The 24334-nt window shown below is 65.5% G+C and carries 10 protein-coding genes; 8 read left to right on the top strand and 2 right to left on the bottom strand.

Features of this window, described 5'->3' with window-relative positions; genetic code table 11:
• Nucleotides 1-14: 14 nt before the first annotated feature.
• Both JJB99_RS34020 and JJB99_RS34015 read right to left on the bottom strand, forming a co-directional pair.
• The gene (locus JJB99_RS34020; RefSeq protein WP_200496461.1) at nucleotides 15-1139 is read right to left on the bottom strand and encodes a hypothetical protein; all 1125 of its coding nucleotides are present in this window, start codon (nucleotides 1137-1139) and stop codon (nucleotides 15-17) included.
• 116 nt (nucleotides 1140-1255) lie between these two features.
• Nucleotides 1256-1987, bottom strand: coding sequence for a transglutaminase-like cysteine peptidase (locus JJB99_RS34015; RefSeq protein WP_200496460.1), 732 nt, complete (start codon nucleotides 1985-1987; stop codon nucleotides 1256-1258).
• A 615-nt stretch (nucleotides 1988-2602) separates the two neighbouring features.
• Between JJB99_RS34015 and JJB99_RS34010 the strand changes: the two genes are divergently transcribed.
• From JJB99_RS34010 to JJB99_RS33975, 8 genes are all read left to right on the top strand, one after another.
• Nucleotides 2603-14404 (top strand): beta strand repeat-containing protein, encoded by an 11802-nt coding sequence (locus JJB99_RS34010; RefSeq protein WP_200496459.1) that lies wholly within the window; start codon nucleotides 2603-2605, stop codon nucleotides 14402-14404.
• Between the two features lie 140 nt (nucleotides 14405-14544).
• Nucleotides 14545-16776: a CHASE2 domain-containing protein gene (locus JJB99_RS34005; protein ID WP_200496458.1), complete on the top strand. Its 2232-nt coding sequence runs from the start codon at nucleotides 14545-14547 to the stop codon at nucleotides 16774-16776.
• A 12-nt stretch (nucleotides 16777-16788) separates the two neighbouring features.
• Nucleotides 16789-18684, top strand: a complete 1896-nt coding sequence (locus JJB99_RS34000; RefSeq protein ID WP_200496457.1) for a tetratricopeptide repeat protein — start codon at nucleotides 16789-16791, stop codon at nucleotides 18682-18684.
• Between the two features lie 43 nt (nucleotides 18685-18727).
• A complete protein-coding gene (locus tag JJB99_RS33995; protein WP_200496456.1) occupies nucleotides 18728-18925 on the top strand; it encodes a hypothetical protein in 198 nt (65 codons plus the stop codon).
• Nucleotides 18922-20337: an amidase gene (locus JJB99_RS33990; protein WP_200496455.1), complete on the top strand. Its 1416-nt coding sequence runs from the start codon at nucleotides 18922-18924 to the stop codon at nucleotides 20335-20337. The genes JJB99_RS33995 and JJB99_RS33990 overlap by 4 nt, the downstream gene beginning before the upstream one ends.
• 233 nt (nucleotides 20338-20570) lie before the next feature.
• Nucleotides 20571-20840, top strand: a complete 270-nt coding sequence (locus JJB99_RS33985; protein ID WP_200496454.1) for a GlsB/YeaQ/YmgE family stress response membrane protein — start codon at nucleotides 20571-20573, stop codon at nucleotides 20838-20840.
• Between the two features lie 251 nt (nucleotides 20841-21091).
• A complete protein-coding gene (locus JJB99_RS33980; RefSeq protein ID WP_200496453.1) occupies nucleotides 21092-22837 on the top strand; it encodes a type I secretion system permease/ATPase in 1746 nt (581 codons plus the stop codon).
• Nucleotides 22834-24168, top strand: a complete 1335-nt coding sequence (locus JJB99_RS33975; protein ID WP_200496452.1) for an HlyD family type I secretion periplasmic adaptor subunit — start codon at nucleotides 22834-22836, stop codon at nucleotides 24166-24168. Before JJB99_RS33980 ends, JJB99_RS33975 begins: the two co-directional genes overlap by 4 nt.
• Nucleotides 24169-24334: the final 166 nt, after the last annotated feature.

Genomic DNA, 24334 nt, shown 5'->3' with positions numbered 1-24334 from the left:
GGAGGGTAAGAAAGCTACGACCCGCCCCCCGCCGTCCCCGAGCTCACCGGGGCCAGCGCATCTTCCCGGCAGCGCCAGCCGTCGGCGGCTTTCACGAAAGCGAACGTCCGCTGGATCCTCAAGCGACGCGTGACGTTGAAGGCCTCGCCGGAGCGCTCCTTGGTGCCGGCGCCTGCCTGCGGGCGGCCCGTCCCGGCGTCCCAGCAGGTGCCGGTGCAGGTGGTCGCGACCTTGCTGCAGGTGGTGAAGGGCGCCAGCACGGCCATCTCGATCTCGCCGGTGACTTGCGCCTCCTGCTCGCTCATCTGGCTGTCGAGCGCATAGACGCGGTTGATGCGGAGGAAGTTGCCGCAGGAATTGGCCGCATGGATTCGCGCGGCGCAGAAATCGACCGCATCGGTATCGGGCGAGCGCGCCGCAACCTGACGGCCGAACACCTTTTTGGGATCGCCCTTCGCGCTACGGATCTCCTCGCTCTTGTGCTTGAGATAGTCGGCGAGACAGCCTTCCGCGGATTCGAGCTCGGCAAGCGGCACGTTCTCCTTGCCGACCAGATTGCACATGCGGTCGCGCTCGCGCGTCCAGCGGCCGTATTCGGCGAAGGCAAAGCGTGCCGCGGTCGGGTCGAGCTTGCCGATCAGGCCGAGCACCTGGCCGTTGAGCTCGGTCTCGGTGAGCGCCAGCGCCGGGTCCGCGCAGATCAGCGCGCCGGCGGCAGTGTTGGCCGCGAGACAGTCGAAATCCGCGTCGCGCAGGATCGCGGCACGCTCCTCGGTCACCTTGAGCAGGCACGCCTTCACCCGGTCGAAATCGTCGGTGCGGACCGCGGTCTGGCCGACGATGCCGCAGCCGAGGTTGCGCTGTCGGATCCAGATCGCGTTTTCCTCGATCGCGGGCAGGCGATCGGGCAAGCGGGCGAGCCGCGCCTCGATCGCCGCGCTCAGCCTTTCGGCGGCGGCGGCAAGCTCGGCATCGCCGCAGAACAATTGGTTGCCGGGGTCGCGAATCGACTGGCAATTGTTCCTGGCGAAAAGCGGCAGCCGGCCGGCGATGGAGCGGTCGGAGGGGCCGGATTGCGCCAAGCCTGGCGCCGCGGGCAATGCCAGCAGCGCAAGCACAGACAGCACGATGAACCGCATTCCAGTCGCCCCCGCACAGACGGTGCCATGCTAGCGTTCCCGAGCGTGCAGTGGAATGGGGTTGTGGGGAAATCTACGTACGGCCCGTTACCCCATCTACGAGGCTACAGGATCAATCAGGGCGCCTCGGCGGCGACCATCGAGAACCGCACCGGCTCGTCGACATATTTCAACACGGCCGACTGGTAGAGCACGAACAGCGGCTGGTAGCTCCGCGCGGCGTCGTCCTCGACCATCGCCATGCGGCGGTTGTCGAGCATCAGCCAGTGGCCGTCGCGCCTTGCGGCGACAACCGCGTGCTCTTCGCCGGCCCTGACGTCGCGCACCACGACGATGCGGAGGTCGTCGGCTGCAACGCCCGCAAGGCGCAGCGCGGCAAGCTTGGCGATGGCGTAGTCTTCGCAGTCGCCGGCGCCGCGCGCGAAGGTCGCCAGCGGCGAACTCCAGACATCGTCTGCACCGTCGTCGGCGGGGCGGATGGCGAGGTTGATGGCACGGTTGGTCTCGCCGAGCCGGGCGCGGCCGTCGCGGGCGCGGGCCTGGTCGACGATGGCGAGCAGCTTCAGCGCCGCGGGCGAGGCGCAATTGTCGCGGTCGCCGTCGCAGAGCGCGAGCTGCACCATGTCGTCATCGAGGTTGTCTTTCAGCGCCGCCCATTTCTGCCGCAGGCTGCCGCCGGAGATGGCGAACGCGAATACGCCGAACGGCTCGGCGGATTTGCGGACGAGTACGCCCGCTCCGGGCGACAGCAGCGTGCCGGCGCGGAGCTCGGCGGCCGATCCGAGCAGGACCAATCCGCACAGGATAAGGATTGCGCGCCAGGCGCGCGAGCGAGCAGCGGTCTCCATCTGACATCCCCTTCCGGCTTCGCGAGGTCCCCTCGACCTCGACGCGCCAGGCTTTGTTGCTTTCGCGGAGATAGTGCGAGGCGGGCCGTTTTGTTCTGCTTAACGCGCGCGGCAAGGCCCCCAAAACCGCGGGACAGGCTGAAATCCGTCTGCCCAAATTGCGTAAAATTTGACGATTCGCCCGTCAGGAGGGCGCCCGCTGCCGCGAAATGGAAGCAATTGCGGACAGAAGTTGCGCGGCTGCCGATTCTGCGGCCTATGGCTAACAGCCCGTTATTTCGCGGGTTCTGTTAGTTAGATCACAGATTTAGCTCCGTATTTGCCGCAGGATGCTGCAGAGCATCACGAACAAAAGATGACGAGAGTATCTACTGTCAGACCTATACGACAGATTACTTTGGATGACTGGAAATGCAGGCAGATGAGCCCAATTCGACTTTTGGATGCTTCGAGAATTACTTCAGCTTCTCTGTGCCGGCGCTGCGCGCATGGGTTCCTATGGCCAAGTGACGCGAAATCACACAAGCAATAGATGGTTTCGCTAACGACTTGGTAATGCTAAGCAAGCTTAGACGGTCGATACTTTCATAAATATTAACCTTTTTACGGTGCCCGTTGAATTACCCTGGCAAGTTTGACGCCGCGATCTCCATTGACGGTCAGGGTTCCCACTCGCCCGCCGACCCTCATGTCGATTCCTTTACCGGCAAGCCCTTCATCGCCAAGGCGCATGGCCACGTGCCTGACGGTGCGGTCGTCGTTCCCGATGCCAGCCTGATCTTCAACGGCGACTTCAAGCGCGCCGGCCTCGATCTCGTGCTGTCCCACGACGGGCACGAGTTCGTCGTTCACGACTATTTCAGAGGCGACAAGCGCGCGGCGGTAGCTTCGCCCGATGGCGCCCACCTCACCGGCGACGTCGTCAACGCGCTCGCGGGGCATGTGCAATACGCGCAGGCCGCGTCCGGCATTGCCGCGGCCCAGGTCATCGGCCACGTCACCAAGCTCGTCGGCAGTGCGACCGCGATCCGCAATGGCGTTTCCGTCATTCTCAACAACGGCGACAATGTCGAGAAGGGCGACGTGGTCTCGACCGGCGCCGATTCGACCCTCGGCATCACCTTCATCGATGGCACCGTGTTCGGCCTGTCCTCCAATGCGCGGATGGTGCTGAACGAGATGGTCTACGACCCCAACGGGTCGAGCAATTCCTCGCTGCTGAGCCTCGTCGCCGGCACCATCACCTTCGTCGCCGGCGAGACCGCCAAGCACGGCGACATGAAGATCGACACGCCGGTCGCCACCATGGGTATCCGCGGCACGGCCGTGCTGACCCAGATCAACTTCGTCGTTCCCGCCGGCGGCGGCGATCCGCAGCCGCAGGCCAGCTTCCAGGTGCTGGTCGAGCCGAACGGCACCACCGGCTCCTACATCCTGTTCGACAAGGTCACGCTGCTGCCGATCGCGACGGTCAACCAGGCCGGCCAGATGATCCAGATCAGCGGCGGCAACGTCTCGATCGGCAACGCGCTGATGTCGCCGGACATCCAGAAGCTGATCACCGACGTGTTCACGCTGAAGTTCACCGACAACAACACCAACACCAAGCTGACCACGAACTTCACCGACACGATCACGCAGACCGGCAATATTGTCGTGATCAAGACGGACACCGGCGCGACCGCGACCGCGACCTTCACGAACCTCAATCCGCAGCCCTCGACGGGGCCCGGCCAAAGTACGCCGACCAGCAGCCGCTTTCCCGGCCCGCCGGATGCGCGCAGCCTCGATGCCAACGGCAACGTGAAGACGGCATTCGCGCTGACCGAGCGTGCGGACACGACCGGCGATAGCACGCATTCCGACACGGTCTCCGGCCGGATCACCTTCGTCGATCAAAACCTCGGCGATCGGCCGACGGTGTCGATCAGCCTCGCCGACGCGCCGAACTACGTCTACAAGAACGCCGGCCAGCAGGACGTCACCGGCACGCTCTCCGCGCTCCAGAAGCAGGACATCGCGGCGACGCAGATCGATATCAACGTCGCGGCCGACGCCGGCAACAACAACAACGGTTCGGCGGTCTGGACCTACACGATCCCCGACCACGTCTTCGACTTTCTCGCGGCCGGCGAAACGCTGACGCTGACCTACAGGGTCCGCGTCAACGACAATTTCGCGGTCAACCCCGAATCCTCGTTCATCGACATCACCATCACCATCACCGGCACCAACGACAAGCCGGTGATCACCACCAGCGTGCCGGTCATCACCTTCGAAGGCGGCACCAGCGTGCCCGGCGGTCCGCTCAGCAGCGACGTTCCGACCTCGGGCACACTGAGCTTCAAGGATGTCGACCTCACCGACACGCATACGGTGTCGGTGAAGCTCACCAGCGCGACCATGCCCGACGGCACCGTGCCGCCAGGCCCGCTCGCGGCGTTCGAGAAGGCGATGTCGGTCTCGATCGCGGCGGGCGCCGACAGCACCGGGGACGGCACCGGCACGATCGACTGGTCGCTGGCCGATCTGCCGGTCTATCTCGCCGACTTCATCCCGAAGGGCGAGGTGCTGACACTGGTCTACACCGTGACGCTCACGGACGCGCAGGGCGCCACCTCGCAGCAGACCATCACCGTCACGATTACGGGCACGGACGCGCCCGCGGTGGTGTGGATCGCGACCGACAGGGCCGGTGCGCCCTCGGGCGGGTTCTGGAAGGATGCGGCCAATTGGGAAACCGGGACGGTCCCGACCATCAATGACGACGTCATCGTCATCACCGATCAGCTGCACGGCCTCACACCGTCCTATCCGGTGACGATCGACGCGGCGGCTTACGCCAAGTCGATCACGATGAACGACTTTGGCGGCCCGCCGCCGGAAGTGATCAACAAGAGCTCGCTGACCGTCGCGGGCGCGCTCAACATGAGCGCGGACTCGATCCTCACCAACGCCGCGGCCGGCACGATGTCGGTCGGCGGCAAGGCCGAGATCCTCGATACCAGCGTGCTCACCAATGCGGGCTATTTGACGCTCGCGGGCGGCGGCGATCTCGCTGCCGGCACCACTATCACCAATTCCGGCATGATCGAGCTCTCCGCCGGCACGCTGAAGACGCTCGCCACGATCCACAATGCCGGCGGCACGCTGAAGGCCGACGGCGGCACGACGCTGATCGTCGACGGCGCAACGGTCGACGGCGGCACCGTCACCATTCTGGGCACGCTGGAGCTCGACGGCGCCAGCCTGATCGAGCACGGCACGCTCAATAATTCCGGCGCGGTCAACGTCAAGGGCACGGCCGAGTTCGCCCACGAGACCGTCTCCAACACCGCCACCGGCACGATCAAGGTGCTGGCCAATGGCTGGCTGACCATCGATCAGGGCTCCGTCGTCACCAACACCGGCAACGTCACCGTCGACGCCAGCGGCAAGCTGACGGTCAACGGCGCGAGCATCAGCGGCGCCGGCACCGTCACCGGCAATGGCGAGATCGACCTGACCGGCGGCGCCGTGCTGAGCGGCGGCATCCTGAATAACAACGCGGCCCTCAACGTCAGCGGCGCCGACAACGCGCTGGACGATGAGACCGTCGCCAATGCCGGCACCATCGAGGTGCTGGCCAACGGTGCGCTCGCCATCGGCCAAGGCTCGACCGTCGACAATGCGAGCGGCAACCTCATCGTCGACGGCAATGCCGCGCTGACGCTGGACCACGCCACGATCAGCGGCGGCGCCATCAAGGGCGCCGGCACGATCGACGTCACCGGCGCCAGCAGGATCGACGGCGGGGCGACGCTCAGCATCAGCACGGTCACCGCCGACGCGGCCCTGACGCTGGACGGCGTCACCGTCTCCGGCACGGATATCACCGACAAGTCCAGCGTCACCATCGACGGCACCGTCAAGCTCAAGGACGGCGCCACGATCAAGGGTGGCCCGATCACCAACAATGGCACGCTCGAGATCGCGGGCGCTGCGACGCTGCTCAATGATCTCGTCACCAATACCGGCCACACCATCACGGTCGACGGCGGCCAGACGCTGACGCTGTCCGGCACCGAGATCTCGGGCGGCACCATCGACAATTACAGCGGCGTGCAGGGTGGCACCATCGACCTCGCCGGCAACAGCAAGATCGACGGCAATGCCACCTTGAACAAGGGCGCTGTCACGGTCGGAAACGGCTTCACGCTGACGTTCGGCGATGCGACCATTGCGGGCAGCGCGATCGCCAACCACGGCACCGTGAAAGTCGATGCGAGCAAAAAGCTGACGCTCGTCGGGGCGAGCCTCACCGGTGGAGCACTCGCCGTCACCGGCACGCTGGCCTCGTCCGGTACCAGCACGGTGACCGATGCGTCCGTCATGAACAACGGCCTGATCGAGGCGATTGGCGGCGTGCTGACGCTTGCCGCAACGACCTCGGCCAGCATCGCCAATGCGGACACGCTTCGCGCCAATGGGGCCGAGCTCGACATCGACCATGAGGCCGTCACCAACACCGGCACGCTGGCGGCGATCGGCGGCGGCACGCTGAAGCTGACCGCGCTGACGGTGACCAATACCGGCGGCACGGTGTCGGTCGAATCGGACTCCACGCTCGATCTCGTCGGCGCGACCGTCGACGGCGGCACGGTGACGATCGCGGGCACGCTGGAATCGACCGGCACGAGCGCCATCAACGATGCCGATATCTCCAACACCGGCACGATCTCGGTCACCAGCGGCACGCTGACGATCGATCCTGCCGTGATTCACACCATCACGAATCGCCACCTGCTTCAGGCGAGTGGTGGCGTGCTCGATATTTCAGGTGATCTGGTCGTTAGCACCGCCGATATCAAGGCGGTCAACGGCGGCACCCTGAAACTTGCGACGGTCACGGTCACCAACACCGGCGGAACGGTCACGGTCGACGGCACGTCAAAACTCTATCTGACCGACGTCTCGATCAATGGCGGCAGCCTGAGCAATGCCGGCAATCTCTACAGCGTCTCCGGCTCCAACACGGTCTCGGCGGCCGTCACCAACACCGGCACCGGCACCATCGAAGTGCAGGCCGGCACGCTCAACCTGTCAGGCGGCCTCAGCGGCGTCGGCACGCTGATTATCGACGACGGCGCGACGCTGGAGCTTGCCGGGGCGACGGCGCAGACCATCACGTTCGCCGGCGGCACCGACACGCTTCAGCTCGACAAGGTCGCGGGCCAGAGCTTTACCGGCACCATCGCCGGTCAGTCGTCGACAGGCGGCACGTTCACGATCACGGGCGGAGCCGACATCACGACGTCGAGCGGCAACGCGCTCGGCTTCACCGCGTCGGGCGGCACGGTGGCGAGGCCTGCCGACATCATTCTTACGCCCATGGGAACGCTGACCGGCGCGGCTAGTGGCGTCGTCGTGACGCAGAACGGCACCGGCGACATCTCGCTGGCCGCGCGCGGAAACATCACGGGCCTCGCCGGCAACGGCATCACGCTGCGCGACAGCGCCACCGGCGTCGGCAACATCACGGTCGACAATCACACCGGCAAGGCGACCGGCACCGGCGCGAATTCGGCCGGCATCCTCGTCGAAAATCTGAACAGCGGCAACGGCGGCGACATCTCGGTCACCCAGATCGAAGGCGCCGAAGGCGGCGGCTACGGCATCGACGCCACCACGCAGGGCAACGGCAACATCCGCATCGACGCCGGCGGCGCGATCAAGGGCGGCTTGGTCTACGGCATCCGGTCGCGCAGCTACGGCAGCGGCAATCAGACGGTCGCCACCGAGGCCGGCAGCGTCATCACCTCCGCGAGCTCCGGCATCGTCGCCGTGAATCGTGCGACGTCGATCGATGCGTCCGACAACAGTACGATCACGATCAACGCCTACGGCACCATCAATTCCGGCAGCAGCCTCAATCTGAGCAACAATGCGCCAGCCGGCATCCAGACCGGCTACACTGGCGCCACGAACGGGACCAATGCGAACACCGATGTCAACGGCACGGTCGTCGTCAACAACCACGCCAACATTACCGCGGCGGCCGGCTACGGGATCCACGCCTATAATTACGGGAACGGCGACGTCACGGTGACGAGCTTTGCCGGCACGACGATCTCCGTCGCCGGCACCGGAAGCATGGGCATCAACGCCACGGCCCTGAGCGGCGGCGCCGGCAACGTGACGGTCACGCTCGGAGAGAACGTCACGATCTCGGGTGCGACGAGCTACGGCATCAGGGCCTTCAGCCTCGACCAGGGCGACACCAGCGTCACCCTGGCAAAGGGCGACAACATCACCTCAGGCAGCTCCGGCATCGTCGCCGTCAACTTTGCGACTGCGATCGCGGATGGCGTCGACAGCACGATCTCGGTCGAGGCGCATGGCACAATTCATTCCGGCGCGACACTGAACAACGACGGCACCACGCCGGGCGGCATCATCGCCGGCTACAAGCCCGGCGGGACCGGCGCCTTCTCGAATGCGGTCAACGGCGACGTCATCGTCGACAGCGATGCGAAGATCACCGCGGATGCGGGCTATGGCATCGAGGCATTCACCTGGGGCGTCGGCGACATCACGGTCACGACCGGCCAGAATTCGGAAGTCACCGCCGCCGGCACGGCGATCGGCGCGTTCGATCACGGCGGCGGCGATGTGAGCGTCACCAATCACGGTTCGGCGACTGGCGCGGTTGCTCTGGGCGTCGTGGCGGTCGGAGCGGGCGACGTCACCATCCTTAACGACGGCAAACTCACCGCCACGGGGACAGCTGGCATCGTCGTCACCCAGAACGACACCGGCGAGTCGGGCAATCCGGCCGCGACCGGCTCGACTCACATCACCAATAGCGGGTCGGTCGTCGGAGCGAGCGGCCATTACGCGATCTTCATCCAGGAGAACACGGCCGGCGGCGCCGCCGTGATCGACAATTCCGGCACGATCGGCCCGGACGGCACCGCTGGCGTCACGGCGACGACCTATGCCATCGCCGAGACCGGCGGCCCCATCACGATCAACAACTCCCACCACATCAACGGCAACATCTCGGTTGCGCATGCCACCTTCAACAACGGTGCGCACGGCACCTGGACCGTCGCTGGAACCAGCGTGTTCGGCAAGCTGTCCTCGATCGTCAACGAGGGTGTCATCGACCTGCTCAATGGCGCCAAGATTTCCGGGGCCGGCCTGAGCATCAGCAACTCCCATGAGATCGACAGCTGGGGCACCGCGTCGATCTCGGGCACCATCGCCAACACCGGCACCATCGAGGTCCATGACGGCGCCCTGACGCTGTTCGGCTCGCTGTCCGGCACCGGCTCGGTCACCGTCGATGCCGGCGCCTTGCTGAAGCTCGATGGCACGGTCTCGCAAACGATCACGCTTGCCGGCGACGGCGCCGAGCTTCAGATCGACACGGCGAGCTTCGGCGGATCGATCGCGGCGTTGTCGGCGACCGACACGATCGATCTGTCGACCATCAAATACGGGCTCGGCACCAGCGCGGTCTATGCCGCCAATGCCGACCCCTCGACCGGCGGCGTGCTGACCGTGACCGACGCCGACGGCCACCACATCAGCCTGACCCTGACCGGCGCCGACTACAGCCATGCCCATTTCGCCGGCAGCGACGACGGCACCGGGCACACGCTGATCACGCTGAACGCCGCTGACGACGCACCGGCGCTCGACACGGCCGCGGCGACGCTGACCGCGAGCTTCCCCGAGCGCGAGAACACGACCGACGATTCCACGCCCAACCCGGCCCCTGCCGCGACCGGCTCGATCCACTTCACCGACATCGATCTGACCGACCGGCCGGCCGCGACGGTCATCGAGCAGACCGTGACCCTGCTCGCCGCGGATGGCACCACCGACCTCACGGCCTCGCTCACGACCGACGAGATCGCCGCGTTGAAGCACGCGCTGACCTATCAGCAGACCGGCAACAACAACGGCACCGTCACCTGGAACTATTCGATCGCCGACAACAAGCTCGATTTCCTTGGGTCGGACCAGAAGGTGAAGGTGGTCTCCACCATCACGCTCGATGACGGCTCCGGCCAGACGGTTGCGGCCGATGTCACCGTCACGATCTCAGGCAAGAACGACGCGCCCACCGTGGCAGCGGTGACCACGGGGCCGCTCGTGGACACGCCCGCGACCGACAGCTTCTCGAACATCACGGGGACGCTGGTCGGGACCGATGCCGACCATGGCGAGACGGCGACGCTGAAATATGCCGTGCTGGATGCGGCCAGCCACGCCGTGACGACGGTCGAGGGCCACTATGGCGCGCTGACGGTCTGCGACGACGGCAGCTACAAATACGTCCCCGACCCAGCGGCGATCAACGCGCTGTCGGAAGGCGAGTATACCGATACTTTCATCGTCCAGACCAAGGACGCGCAGGGCGCCACCGGCACGGCCTCGTTCAAGGTGAACGTGACCGGCGCCAACGACGCGCCGGTGATCACGGTCGAAAGCGGCGACAGCGCCTGCGCTACCACGAACGAGACCAATGCGGGGCAGGCCGTTCACGGCACGCTGACCTTGTCGGATGCCGACACCGCCGATCACGTGAGCGTCGCGCTCGATCACGTCACCGTCTCTCTCGACGGTGTCCTGCAGACCGACGGTATCGGCGGGCTTTCAAACGCGGACCTGCTGAACTATCTCACTTTGCCGCCCGGCGACATCCTGAACGGCACCGCCACGCACGCCCAGTTCACCTGGGACTTCAATTCGGGCAGCCAGGCCTTCGACTTCCTCGCCGCCGGCCAGACGCTGTCGCTGCAATACACCATCGTGCCCAATGACGATCACACGACCGGTGCGGGTGAAACCATCACCATCAACATCGCCGGCAGCAACGACGCACCGACGCTGGACGATGCCACGCTCGCGTCCGTCGCCGGCAACGAGAGCGATCCGCACGGAAGCGCGATCGGCGATCTGTTCGCGGACAAGTTCCACGACGTCGACGCCGGTGCGAGCTTCAAGGCGATTGCGGTCAGCGCCGACAACGCCACCTCGGACCAGGGCGTCTGGCAGTACGAGATCGCCGGCACCGACCAGTGGGTCGATATTTCCGGCGTCAGCGATGCCAGCGCGCTGGTGCTGAGCACCGACACGTTGATCCGCTTCGTCCCGGCGACGGGCTTTAGCGGTACGCCGGGCACGCTCGACGTCCACGCGCTCGACGATACTTATTCCGGTGCCGTCACGGGCGATGTAGCGGTTTCAATCGACATCAGCGGCGCCGGGCACGGCGGCACCACGCCGGTGTCGGACCAGGCCGCCTCGATCGGCACCGACGTCACGGTGCCGTCGGCCGCGGTCACGCTCGACGGTGTCGACCGCGATGGCAACGCGGTCGAGAACACCACGCTGGTCGCGCATGTCAACGACGTCGATGCGCCTACCGGCAGCGGCATTGTCTACAATTTCGAGGTGTTCGAGGCGGACCACTCCGGCTGGGTCTCCGTCCAGCACGGCAACAGCAACAGCTATACGCCGACGGAATCCGTCGAAGGCGAGCAGATCCGGGTCGAGGTCACCTATACCGACACGCACGGCCAGCCGCAGGACTTCATTGTCCCGGCCGGCACGGTGCAGGACGACCCGAACGAGAGCGCCCATGTCGACCTCACCGGACTCGACGGCGACAATGCGGTCGACGGCACGCCGGTGGTCGCGACGGTGACCGACGATGATGCGCCGAGCGGCAGCGGAATCACCTATATTTTCCAGACCTACGATGTGAACACGTCGAGCTGGAGCATCGTGCAGCAGGGCGGCGGCAACAGCTACACGCCGGGCGAATCCGATGACGGCAAGTCGCTCAAGATCGACGTGCAGTTCACCGATACGCACGGCAATTTCGAGACCGGCACCGCCTCGGCCGGAATAGTGCAGGCTGCCGCTCCCGAACCGCCGCCGGTCGTGCAGGACTTCACCGCGGACGCGCAAGTCTCGTCGGGTTTGGACTCGATCAGCGGCACGCTGCCGGGCACGGTCGACCAGACCGTGATCGGCGTCAGCACCGACGGCGTCAACTTCACGCCGGTGACGCTGGATATGTCCGGCAAGGTCACGGGCACCTACTTCAATTTCACCGTCGGCGCGGACGGAACCGATACGCTGCAGGTCGGCGTGCCCTCCTATCCGGACGCGGCCTCGCTGATCGCGGCGATCGAGGGCAACGAGCACAATTCAACGCCGCTGACTGAAACCTTCTATTACGAGCTCAAGGATGGGGACGGCAATCTCACCATCGACGATATCACCTTCAATCTCACCGACCTGACCTTCACCGGCGAAATTGCGTCGCACACTACGGTCGGCACGCCGGTGTCGCTCGGTTCACTCCAGGTGCATGATTGGGGCGTGACGCAAGGCTTCGACCCGTCGATGCTGTCGGTGACGGTGCATGTCAGCGCCGGCGTGCTCTGGTCCTCGCAGTTCCCGACGCCCGGCAGCTCGGAGACCTTCGCCGACGACCAGACCGTTACCATCACTGGCGACCAGTTCCAGATCGAAGCCGATCTCGCCAATCTCAACCTGACGAGCTTCGCTCCCGGTGAGATCGACGTCCTGATCAGCGGCGTCGACGGGCCGGCGCGGACCCCGACCTACTCCGCGGGTTCGATCGATGTGTCGAGCCCCGGCTACATCAACATCTGGACCGGCGCCGCCGCTGACCAAAGCTGGAACACCAACGGCAATTGGAGCCTCGGGCATATCCCAACCGCATCCGAAACCGCCGTCCTCGACGCCAATGGCACGGTCCAGCTGGCCCTGGACGACAACGGCTACATCATTGGCGGCCTGTCGCTGAGCTTCACCACGGAGCTCGATATCGCCGGCACCGGGTACAATGCCGATGCTGGCGGCGTCGACAGCTATCTGCTCGTCAATGGGCAATTGACCAACGCGTCCACGATCCACGTTGTGGACGGCACCCTGGAGGCCTTCGGTCACGTCACCAACGTGGGCACCATCGTGGCCGACGGATCATATGCCATGCTCGATTTCGCCAACCTGACCGGTAGCGTCATCGACGGTGGTGACGACGGCGTCATCATGGCCGAAAACGGCGCGCAGATCGAGTTCGGCTACAACACTGTCAACGGCGGCGCGATCCTTTCCACGGGCGATGACTCCATCGTTCATTTCCAGCAGACGACCCTCAACGGCACCGAGCTCTACAGCAACGACAGTTCCAATTTCGAAGTCGACGGCCCGACGACCTTCAACGGTTCCGACAGCCCCATCTCGATCAGCGGCGCACTCGTCGTCGAGACCTACGGCAAGCTGGTGCTGGACGGCGCCGTGAACGACTTCGGCTGGATCGACAATGACGGCACGATGGTCGTCGAATCCGGCCTGACGGAGGTCAAGTTCGGCATCAGCGGTTCAGGTACCGTCGAGATCCTAGCCGGCACGCTCGAGGTCGGCGCCGATTCTGCCATCGCCGTCCAGTTCGTCGGCTCCGGCGCCGGCACGCTGCGCGTCGACTACGCCGCGCACTTCACGGGAACGGTGACCGGCTTCGGCTATGGCGACACCATCGATCTCGCCGTCAGCCCGGACAAGGTCTCGTTCGAGAGCAGCGAGGGCGGGCTCAAGGTCCATTACGGATCCGGCGACGGCGACTACTTCACCGTCACCGGCGGCTACGACGCGACCGGCTTCACGACGGCTGATGACGGCAACGGCGGCACTGACATCGTCTGGAGCCATCAGTCGCCGGTGATCGACACCACGCATTTCACGCATGTGCACGACGAGGCCACTAACACCGACACGCTGACGGACCTGTCGGTCGCGGGCTCATCGTCGGAAACCTACACGGTAAGCGCGGTGACGGCCGGCCTCGCCGACGGCACCGGCGTGACGCCATCCTACCTCGACGACCTCTCGCTGGATCAGCTCAACGACGATCTCGACAGCGGCGTCACCTATGATCCCGGCAGCACGCCGCCGACCAACGACAAGATCGCCTTCACGGTCACTGACAGTTTTGGCGCGAGCGACACCGTCAATTTCATCTTCAACGAGGGCGGCTCGGGTCCGGTGTTCCTCACCGGCACCACCGGCAAGGACATCATGTTCGCCTCCGAATCCAGCGATACGCTGGACGGCAATGGCGGGCAGGACCAGTTCGTGTTCACGCCGGGGGCCTCCTCGGACTCCGTACAGCACACCATCCTCGGCTTCGACACCACGCTCGACAAGATCGACCTGCGGCAGTTCGACAACATCAATTCGTTCAGCGACATCATCATCACCCAGCAGAACGCCGATGCGCTTGTCACGCTGGACAATCACGAGTCGATCCTGTTGAAGAACGTCGTTATCGGCAACCTTCACGCCAGCGACTTCATCGTCACGAACCATTCTGGTGGCGGCATCATCTAGAGCCGGGTGCCGGGCGGTCCGGGCGCGCAGATCCGCGGCAAAAAACCTGCGCCTTTCGGGAAACGGGGCATGGCCATTTGCTCGGCTTCGATCCAAGATCGGGCCAGCACGCGTGATCCAAGGCAAAAAGTCCGATCCAAATGAAGCGTCTCCAGATCCTGCGGCGGTGGTTTGCGCGCAAGCTCGGCTTTGCGCGGGCGATGTGCCTCGTGCTGCTGGTCGTGTTCGCCGGGCTGCGCCTGTGGGATCCGCCGCCGATCCAGGAATTGCGGCTGCGCACTTTTGACATGTTCCAGCTGATCGATCCGCGCCACAAGGCGGCGCGGCCGGTCACCATCGTCGACATCGATGACAAGAGCCTAGCAAAGCTCGGCCAGTGGCCGTGGCCGCGGACGCGGATCGCGGACATGATCCAGAACCTCACCAGCAACGGCGCCGTGGCGATCGGCTTCGACGTGGTGTTTTCGGAAGCCGACCGGCTCAATCCGGATCTGGTCGCGAGCCAGATGCGCTATCTCGACGATGCCACCCGCACCAGGCTGCGCGAGCTGCCAAGCAACGACCAGATCCTCGCCGAGGCAATCAAGCGCTCCCGCGTGGTGCTGGGCGAGACCGGGCAATCGGCGATCACCGCCGAGGTCGACAAGACGCTTCCCTTCACCGGTGTGGCGACGGTCGGTGAAGCGGAGGCCGAGCGCTTCCTGTTCGAATTCCCGGGTCTCTTGCGCAACGTGCCCGTCATCGAGAAGGTCGCGGCCGGCCGCGGCCTGTTCACCATCAGGACCGAGCGCGACGGCCTGATCCGGCGCGTGCCGATGATCATGCGCGCCCAGGGCAATATCATGCCCTCGCTCAGCCTCGAGATCCTGCGGGTGGTCACGGGGACGCCGACGCTGCTAGTGCGCACCGACAAGACCGGCATCCGCGCCGTCCGCATCAAGGGCGTCGAGATCCCGACCGACGAAAACGGTCAGCTCTGGGTGCATTATGCGCGGCAGGATCCCTCGATCTACGTCTCGGCGGCCGACGTGCTCGACAACGCCGTGTCGCCGAGCAAGATCGCCGGCAAGCTGGTGCTGATCGGTACCTCCGCCGTCGGCCTGAACGACATCAAGACCACGCCGGTGTCGCGGGCGATGCCGGGTGTCGAGATTCACGCTCAGGTGCTCGAAAGCGTGCTGACGGGCGCGGCGATCTCCCGGCCGAACTATGCGCTCGGCGTCGAGCTGATCACCGCGATGATCATCGGCCTGCTCGTCATCATCTTCACGCCGAATCTCGGTCCCGTCCGCCTCGTGCTCGCGGGGGCGATGTTCGCCGCCATCCTGATCGGCGTGTCCTGGTTCTTCTACGCGAAGTACCGCTACCTGATCGACTTCACCTATCCGCTGCTGTCGACCACGGCGATTTACCTGACGCTGATCTTCGCCAGCTTCGTGCGCGAGCAGCGCCAGCGCGTGCAGATCCGCGGCATGTTCGCGCAATACATGTCGCCGGTGCTGGTCGAGCAGCTCGCGCAGTCACCGGAGAAGCTGGTGCTCGGCGGCGAGGAGCGCGAGATGACGATCATGTTCTCCGACGTGCGCGGCTTCACCACGATCTCGGAGAGTTACAAGCACGATCCGCAGGGACTGATCGCGCTGATGAACCGCTTTCTGACCCCGCTCACCGACGTGATCATCGAGCGGAAGGGTTACATCGACAAGTACATGGGCGATGCCATCATGGCGTTCTGGAACGCGCCGCTCGACGATGCCGAGCACCAGGTCAACGCCTGCGAAGCCGCGATCCGGATGCTCGAGAAGATCGACGTCGTCAACAAGGAGCGCGAGCAGGAAGCGGCCGACGGCGGCCACGTCTACATCCCGCTCAATGTCGGCATCGGCCTCAACACCGGCATTGGCGTGGTCGGCAACATGGGCTCCGACCTGAAGAAAAACTATTCGGTGCTCGGCGACAGCGTGAATCTGGCCTCGCGCCTGGAAGGCCAGACCAAGGAGTACGGCTTTCCCATCATCGTCGGCTCCCGGACCGCGCTCGCTGCCAAGGACAGGTTCGCGATCCTCGAGCTCGACTTCATCATGGTCAAGGGCAAGACCGAACCGGAGGTGATCTACGCCATCGCCGGCCGCGAGGACGTGATGCATTCGGGCGCCTTCCAGCGCCTGCGCAACATCACCATCGAGATGCTCGGCTGCTACCGCAACCGCGACTGGCAGGGCGCGCTGGACGCGATCGAACGCGGCCGCAAGAGCGAGGATGCGGATACGCTGGAAAAGCTGTTCAAGCTCTACGAGGTGCGGATCAAGGATTTCCAGATCGATCCGCCGCCGGCGGAATGGAACGGCGCCTATGCGCTGCTGACCAAGTAGCCGGCCAGGACAATGACCGGCACGTCCGCCAGCCTGCAGGCGAAATTCCGCCAAGGACTCTCGCTTCATCGCCACGGTGACCTCGAAGGCGCCGAGCGCATCTATCGCGACGTGCTCGAAAGCCAGCCGGCGCATTTCGATTCCCTGCACATGCTGGGCCTGGCGGCGCTGCAGCGGGCCCGGACGGAGGCCGGCATCGCGCTGATCCAGCGCGCGATCGGCATCAATGATCGCGTCCCGGCTGCGCACAACAATCTCGGCAAGGGCTTTCTCGACCTGCAGCGGCCCGAGGCGGCGCTGCCGTGCTTCGACCGCGCGCTCGCACTCGACGCCGGTCATCGCGAGATCCATCTCAACCGCGCCAAGGCGCAACTCGCGCTGGGACGGTCGGACGAGGCCTTGGCGAGTTATCAGGACGCCCTGGCGCTGCAGCCGGACGCCGAGATCCATCGCAATTGCGGCAACATCCTCTATCGGCAGAAGCGCTACCGTGAGGCGCTCGCCGCCTACGACAGCGCCTGGCGGCTCAAGCCTGACCTGCTCGGCATCGAAGGCCATCGTCTCGACACCAGGCTGCATCTCGCCGACTGGAATGATCTCGACCAGGATGCCGCGTCTCTCGTGGCGTCGGTGAGGGCAGGAAAGCCCAGCACCCAGCCGTTCATCTTCCTCGCAGCCCCCGGCCAGGCCGCCGATCAACAGCAATGTGCGCGGCTGTGGGCGGAGCGCCTGCATCCACCGGCTGCAACGCCGCTGTCGCGCGGCGAGCGCTACGCGCACGAGCGTATCCGCATCGCCTATCTCTCGGCTGATTTTCGCGTGCACCCGATGGCGTTCCTGTTCGCCGGTCTGATCGAGCATCACGACCGGTCGCATTTCGACATCATCGGGATTTCGTTCGGCACCGACGACGGCTCCGAGATTCGGGCGCGCATCGAGACGGCGTTCGAGACCTTCGTCGATGCGAGGGCGATGAGCGAGCGGGAGATCGCGGCTTTGATCCGCGCGCGCGAGATCGACATCGCCGTCGACCTGATGGGCTACACCACGAATTCACGAACAGGCATTTTTGCGCAGCGCCCGGCGCCGGTGCAGGCGCAATATCTCGGTTTTCCCGGCACGATGGGCGCGCCCTATATCGATTACGTCATCGCCGATGGCGTCGTGGTACCGGCAGACGAGCGCGGCTTCTATTCGGAGAAGGTGGTGACGCTGCCTGACTGTTACTTCGTTAACGACGACAGGCGCGCCGTGGCCTCGCGCATTTTCAGCCGCGCGGAATTGGGGCTGCCGCCGGAGGATTTCGTGTTCTGCTGCTTCAACAGCACGCACAAGATCACGCCTGCGCTATTCGATCGCTGGATGCAGTTGCTCGCGGTGGTCGACGGCAGCGTGCTCTGGCTGCTGCGCGACAATGCCGATGCCGTGGACAATCTCAGGCGGGAAGCCTCGCATCGCGGCATCGATCCCGCCCGGCTGGTGTTTGCGGACCGCCTGCCGGCGCCTGAGCATCTGGCGCGGCATCGCGCTGCCGACCTGTTTCTGGACACGCTGCCCTACAATGCCCACACCACTGCGGCCGACGCCTTGTGGGCCGGCCTGCCGGTATTGACCTGTCTCGGCGCGACGTTTGCCGGGCGGGTCGCCGCCAGCATGCTGCGTGCGGTCGGCCTGCCCGAGCTGATCGCGCCGTCGCTCGACGATTACGAGCGGCTTGCGATCGCACTTGCGGTCGACCGGGAACGGCTCGCCGAGATCAGGGCGCGGCTCGCCCGTAACCGCCTGACGAAACCGCTGTTCGACACCGCGCTCTTCACCCGCCGCATGGAAGCCGCCTTTGCCGCGATGCACGCCCGGCACCAGGCAGGGCTGCCGCCGGATCATATCGAAATTCACCGCGCCGGATAGAATGGGGCCCGAGACCGCGTGCGCTGGCCAGGGAGGAAACTGCATGACGAGACCGACACCGAAAGAGATCAAGCCGATCGCGCAACTCGCGGGCGTTCCCGTAGACGATGAGATCGCAACGCGAATCTCCAACTCCATCGGGCCGGCATTCGAAGGCTTTGCGGCCATCGCCGGCACGCTGCCGTTCGATCTCGAGCCCGCGCTCTATCCGATCGCGCAAGCCACCAAGGTGTCGAAATGAGCCGTGAGCCCGCATTGATGACGCTCGCCGAGGTCGCGCGGGCGATCGCGATGAAACAGGTGTCCTCGCATGAGGTGACGCGCGCGCTGCTGCAGCGCATCGCGCTATGGCAGCCGCATCTCAACGCCTTCATGTCGATCGAACAGGAAGCCGTGCTGCAGGCGGCCGCCGCCGCCGACGCCGAGCTCGCCAAGGGTAATGTCCGCGGTCCGCTGCATGGCGTACCGCTTGCGCACAAGGATATGTATTACGACGCCGGCCATGTCGCGACCTGCGGCTCGCTGATCCGCCGCGATTTCGTCCCGACGGTGACGTCCACCGCCTTGCAGCGCCTGAAGGACGCCGGCCAGATCCGCCTCGGCACGCTGCATCTTTCCGAATTTGCTTACGGCCCGACCGGGCACAACGCCCATTACGGTCCAGTGCACAATCCCTGGAATGTCGCGCACATCACCGGCGGCTCCTCCTCCGGCTCCGGCTCGGCGGTCGCCGCACGGCTGACCTATGCGGCGCTGGGCTCGGACACCGGCGGCTCGATCCGCATGCCCGCGCATTTCTGCGGCGTCACGGGCCTGAAGACCACTGTCGGCCGCGTCAGCCGCGCCGGTGCGATGCCGCTGTCGCAGTCGCTCGACACGGTCGGCCCGCTCGCGCGCACCGCCGAGGACTGCGCGCTGCTGCTGGCGCTGATGGCCGGTGCCGATCCGGAAGATTCGACCTGCAGCCGCGAGCCGCTGTCGGACTATGTCGGCGCGACCAGGGGCTCGCTGAAGGGCCTGAAGATCGGTGTCCCCTCGTCGTTCTATGTCGACGATCTCGACAGCGAGGTCGCGCGCGTGCTGGACGAGACCATCGCGGTGCTCAAACGCGAGGGCGCCGACATCGTCACGGTTGAGCTACCGGATCAGCGGCAGCTCTCAGCGGCGAGCCAGCTCGTGCTCGCCGCGGAAGCTGCCGCCTTTCACAAGCGCTGGATGATCGAGCGCCCGCAGGATTACGGCGCGCAGGTCTTGATGCGGCTTCAGAACGGTCTCGCCGTGCCCGCCGTCACCTATCTCGAGGCGATGCGCTGGCGTGGCCCCGCGCTCGCCGCGCACAATGCGGCGACATCGGGCATCGACGCGGTCATCGCACCGGCCTCGCCCGTGCCGGCGCCGACGATCGAGGAGAGCGATGTCGGCGGCGGGCCGAATGCGCCGGCGCTGTTGCAGCGGCTGACGCTGTTCACCCGCCCGGTGAACTTCTTGGGTCTGCCGTCGCTCACTGTGCCCTCCGGCTTCACCAGGAGCGGCCTGCCTGTGGGCATGCAACTGATCGGCCGCTGCTTCGATGAGGCGACCCTGCTCACCATCGGTGCCGCCTTCCAGCGCGTCACTGACTATCACGATCGACTGCCGAAACTGCCGTCATGACAGCGGGGAGAGGGTGAAGAGCGGCGCGCGCGATTTTTCGAAAATCCTCTGCGTCAGCACGCAGTTGTCACAATCCGCCGCGAGCACCCTGGTAGAGACCATTCTACTGTGCATGGGGTTGTTTTCGATAATTTTGTCTTCGCAGCCGCAAGCGGGGCGCGGGGAACAGCATTCAGACCCCGTTCATCCCGGTTCCCGTTCCATGCGGCGTTCACGCCAGAGGGACTTAACTGATGTACATTTCCAACGAAGGCCTGCTTGTCATCCTGTTCGTCGGCCTCGTCGCCGGCTGGCTCGCCGGCAAGGTGGTGCGCGGAACCGGGTTCGGCATCATCGGCGACATCGCGATCGGCATCGCCGGCGCGCTGGTGGCGAGCTTCCTGTTTCCGAAGCTCGGCATCCGTCTCGGCACGGGTCTGGTGTCCGAGATCGTCTATTCCGCCATCGGCGCGGTGATCCTGCTGCTGGTGGTGCGGCTGGTTCGCGGCGGCGGCAGGTTCTAGCCGCCCCGTTCGGAACCTTCCGCCTCTCCCCGGGCTGGGGGAGGCGGAGACCTCTGCCATAAAAAGCCGCAAAGACTGTGAAATACCGGACTTGCGCGGCGCGCCACCAGGGGTAGATGTGACCCATCAGGGGCCGGGATTAATTCGGCTGTGCGCGTTGCAGGGAGAACACGATGTTAATCCTGGTCGAGTACCCCTGAACCGCCTGTGAAATCAGGGGCCGTGCCCCTTACCCGAAAGAGATCAGACTGATGGCAGCCATACCTGGCGTCCGCCGTTCAGAGCTCGGTGACGCCTTGCGCGCTTGTCGCACGGCCTTCATCGGCGTCGGCTTGATGAGCTGCATGATCAACCTGCTCTATCTGACCGGCTCGATCTTCATGCTGGAGGTCTATGACCGGGTGCTGCCGAGCCGCAGCGTTCCGACCCTGGTCGGCCTCATCATCCTCGCCAGCTTCCTCTACATGGCGCAGGGCGTGCTCGACATGATCCGCAACCGCATCCTGGGGCGGGTCGGTACCGCGTTGGATGAGGCGCTCAACAAGCGCGTGTTCGAGACTATCGTCCGCCTGCCGCTGCTGGTCGGCAGCCGCAACGAGGGCCTGCAGCCGCTGCGCGACCTCGACAATGTCCGCTCCTTCCTCGGCAGCATGGGCCCGAGCGCGTTCTTCGACCTGCCCTGGCTGCCGCTCTACCTCGCCATTTGCTTCGCCTTCCACGTCATGATCGGCGTCACCGCCTTGATCGGCGCCGTCATCCTGGTCGGGCTGACGCTGGTCACCGAATTCATGTCCCGCCAGCCGGCGAAGGAGGCGATGGGCCTTGCCGCCCAGCGCAACGATATCGCCGCTTCCAGCCGCCGCAACGCCGAAGTCATGGTGTCGATGGGCATGGCCGGCCGCATGAACCAGCGCTGGAGCGAGGCCAACGAAAAATATTTGGCCGGCAATCAGCGTGCGAGCGACGTCGCCGGCGGCCTGGGGGCGGTCGCAAAGGTGCTGCGCATGATGCTGCAATCGGCCGTGCTGGCGGTCGGCGCCTATCTCGTCATCAATCAGGAGGCGACCGCCGGCATCATCATCGCCGGCTCGATCCTCTCCGCCCGCGCGCTGGCGCCGGTCGATCTCGCCATCGCGCACTGGAAATCCTTCGTCGCGGCCCGCCAGAGCTGGCAGCGCCTCACCCGCCTTTTGGAGCAGATCCCCGCGCAGGCGATGCCGACCCAGCTGCAGGCGCCCGTCAGCCGCCTATCGGTTGAAGGCGTTGCCATGGTGGCGCCGGGCGACCAGCGCCTGATCGTGCAGGACGTCACCTTCGCGCTCGAAGCCGGCCACGGTCTCGGCGTGATCGGGCCGAGCGGTTCCGGCAAATCCTCGCTGATCCGCGCGCTGGTCGGGGTCTGGCAGCCCGTCCGCGGCAAGGTGCGGCTGGACGGCGCGGCGCTCGACCAATGGTCGTCCGACGCGCTCGGCCGCCACATCGGCTATCTGCCGCAGGACGTCGAGCTGTTCGGCGGCACCATCGCGCAGAACATCTGCCGGTTCGATCCCGAGGCGACGTCTGACGGCATCATCGCCGCGGCCAAGGAAGCCGGCGTGCACGAGATGATTATCAAGATGCGCGAGGGCTACAACACGCAGGTCGGCGAGCAGGGCACAGCACTCTCCGCCGGCCAGGCGCAACGGGTGGCGCTGGCGCGCGCGCTCTACGGCAATCCGTTCCTGGTCGTGCTCGACGAGCCCAATTCTAATCTCGACACCGAAGGCGACGAGGCCCTGACCCGCGCCATCCGTGGGGTGCGTGAGCGCGGCGCCATTGTCATCGTGGTGGCGCACCGCCCCATCGGCGTCGAGGCGGTCGACCAGATCCTGGTGCTGCGCGACGGCCGCATGCAGGCCTTCGGCCCGAAGGAGCAGGTGCTCGCACAGGTGCTCCAGCCGCGCGCGGTGCCGGTGGCGCCGATCAAGGTGGTCAGTGAAGCCGGAGCCAAGGCATGAGCACGATGGCCATTGGCGGCGGCAAGCCCGCTGCGAACAAGACCGTGCGGCAGTCGATCCGGTTTCATCTGATGCTCGGGCTTGGGATCGTGCTGGTCCTGGCCGTCGGTCTCGGCGGCTGGTCGTCGACCGTGATGATCTCCGGCGCGCTGATCGCGCCTGGCCAGATCGTGGTCGAATCCAACGTCAAGAAGGTGCAGCATCCGACCGGCGGCGTGGTCGGCGAGCTGCGCGCCCGCGACGGCGACGTGGTCAAGGCCGGGGACATCGTGGTGCGGCTCGACGATACCGTCACCAGGGCCAATCTCGCCATCGTTACCAAAAATCTCGACGCCGCGCTGGCGCGCACCGCGCGGCTTCAGGCCGAGCAGCGCGGTCTCGACAAGATCGAGTTCCCGCAATCTCTGCTCGATCGCGGCGACGATCCCGACGTCAGGGCGCTGCTCTCCGCCGAAACCAAGCTGTTCGACGTCCGCGTCAACGGCCGTGCCGGCCAGAAGGCGCAGCTCCGCGAGCGCGTCCTGCAGCTGAACGAGGAGATCGCGGGCCTCGCCGCTCAGGAGAAGGCCAAGGACAGGGAAATCGCCCTGGTGCAGCAGGAGCTCACCGGCGTGCGCGACCTCTACGACAAGCATCTGGTGCAGATCTCGCGCCTGACCACGCTGGAGCGCGACAGCGCCCGCCTCAACGGCGAGCGCGCGCAATACATCGCCTCGCGGGCCCAGGCCAAGGGCAAGATCACCGAGACCGAGCTTCAGATCATCCAGGTCGACAAGGACATGGTGAGCGAGGTCTCCAAGGATCTGCGCGAGACCAACGACAAGATCGGCGAGCTGATCGAGCGCAAGGTCGCCGCCGAGGACCAGCTCCGCCGCGTCGACATCCGCGCGCCGCAGGACGGCATGGTACTGCAATCGACGGTGCATACCGTCGGCGGCGTCGTCACCGCCGGCGACACACTGATGCTGATCGTGCCGCAGGCCGACGATCTCCAGGTCGAGGCCAAGGTCAATCCGGTCGACATCGACAAGCTCCAGATCGGCCAGAAGACGCTGCTGCGGCTGTCCGCCTTCAACCAGCGCACCACGCCGGAGCTCAACGGGGTCGTCAGCCGCGTCTCGCCTGACGTCACCACCGACCAGCGCACCGGGCAGAGCTATTACACCATCCGCGTCTCGATGCCGGCCGCAGAGATCGCCCGTCTCGGCGATGTTAAGATGATCCCCGGCATGCCCGTCGAAGCCTTCGTCCAGACCGGCGACCGCACCATGCTGTCGTATCTGATGAAGCCGCTGCACGACCAACTGATGCGGGCGTTCAGGGAGAAGTAACGCGCGACTTACCCTCCCCTGGAGGGGGAGGTCGATCGCGCAAAGCGCGAGCGGGTGGGGTGATGGTCTATCCACGCAGGAGGTGCTTGCGTGGAGGGTCATCACAACCCTGAGCGCGTCAGCTGGACCGTTTCCGTGGCTTCACCCCACCCCGCTACGCATTTCG

This window comes from Bradyrhizobium diazoefficiens (assembly GCF_016616235.1).
Lineage (GTDB): Bacteria > Pseudomonadota > Alphaproteobacteria > Rhizobiales > Xanthobacteraceae > Bradyrhizobium > Bradyrhizobium diazoefficiens_H.
This window is presented reverse-complemented; position numbering and strand designations above follow the sequence as displayed.

Bases quoted from the DNA above. Each gene is read 5' to 3' on its own strand.
- JJB99_RS33975 (WP_200496452.1), top strand. From the start codon at position 22,834: ATGAGCACGATGGCCATTGGCGGCGGCAAGCCCGCTGCGAACAAGACC.
- JJB99_RS34000 (WP_200496457.1), top strand. From the start codon at position 16,789: ATGACCGGCACGTCCGCCAGCCTGCAGGCGAAATTCCGCCAAGGACTC.
- JJB99_RS34020 (WP_200496461.1), bottom strand. From the start codon at position 1,139: ATGCGGTTCATCGTGCTGTCTGTGCTTGCGCTGCTGGCATTGCCCGCG.
- JJB99_RS33995 (WP_200496456.1), top strand. From the start codon at position 18,728: ATGACGAGACCGACACCGAAAGAGATCAAGCCGATCGCGCAACTCGCG.
- JJB99_RS33985 (WP_200496454.1), top strand. From the start codon at position 20,571: ATGTACATTTCCAACGAAGGCCTGCTTGTCATCCTGTTCGTCGGCCTC.
- JJB99_RS33980 (WP_200496453.1), top strand. From the start codon at position 21,092: ATGGCAGCCATACCTGGCGTCCGCCGTTCAGAGCTCGGTGACGCCTTG.
- JJB99_RS33990 (WP_200496455.1), top strand. From the start codon at position 18,922: ATGAGCCGTGAGCCCGCATTGATGACGCTCGCCGAGGTCGCGCGGGCG.
- JJB99_RS34005 (WP_200496458.1), top strand. From the start codon at position 14,545: ATGAAGCGTCTCCAGATCCTGCGGCGGTGGTTTGCGCGCAAGCTCGGC.
- JJB99_RS34015 (WP_200496460.1), bottom strand. From the start codon at position 1,987: ATGGAGACCGCTGCTCGCTCGCGCGCCTGGCGCGCAATCCTTATCCTG.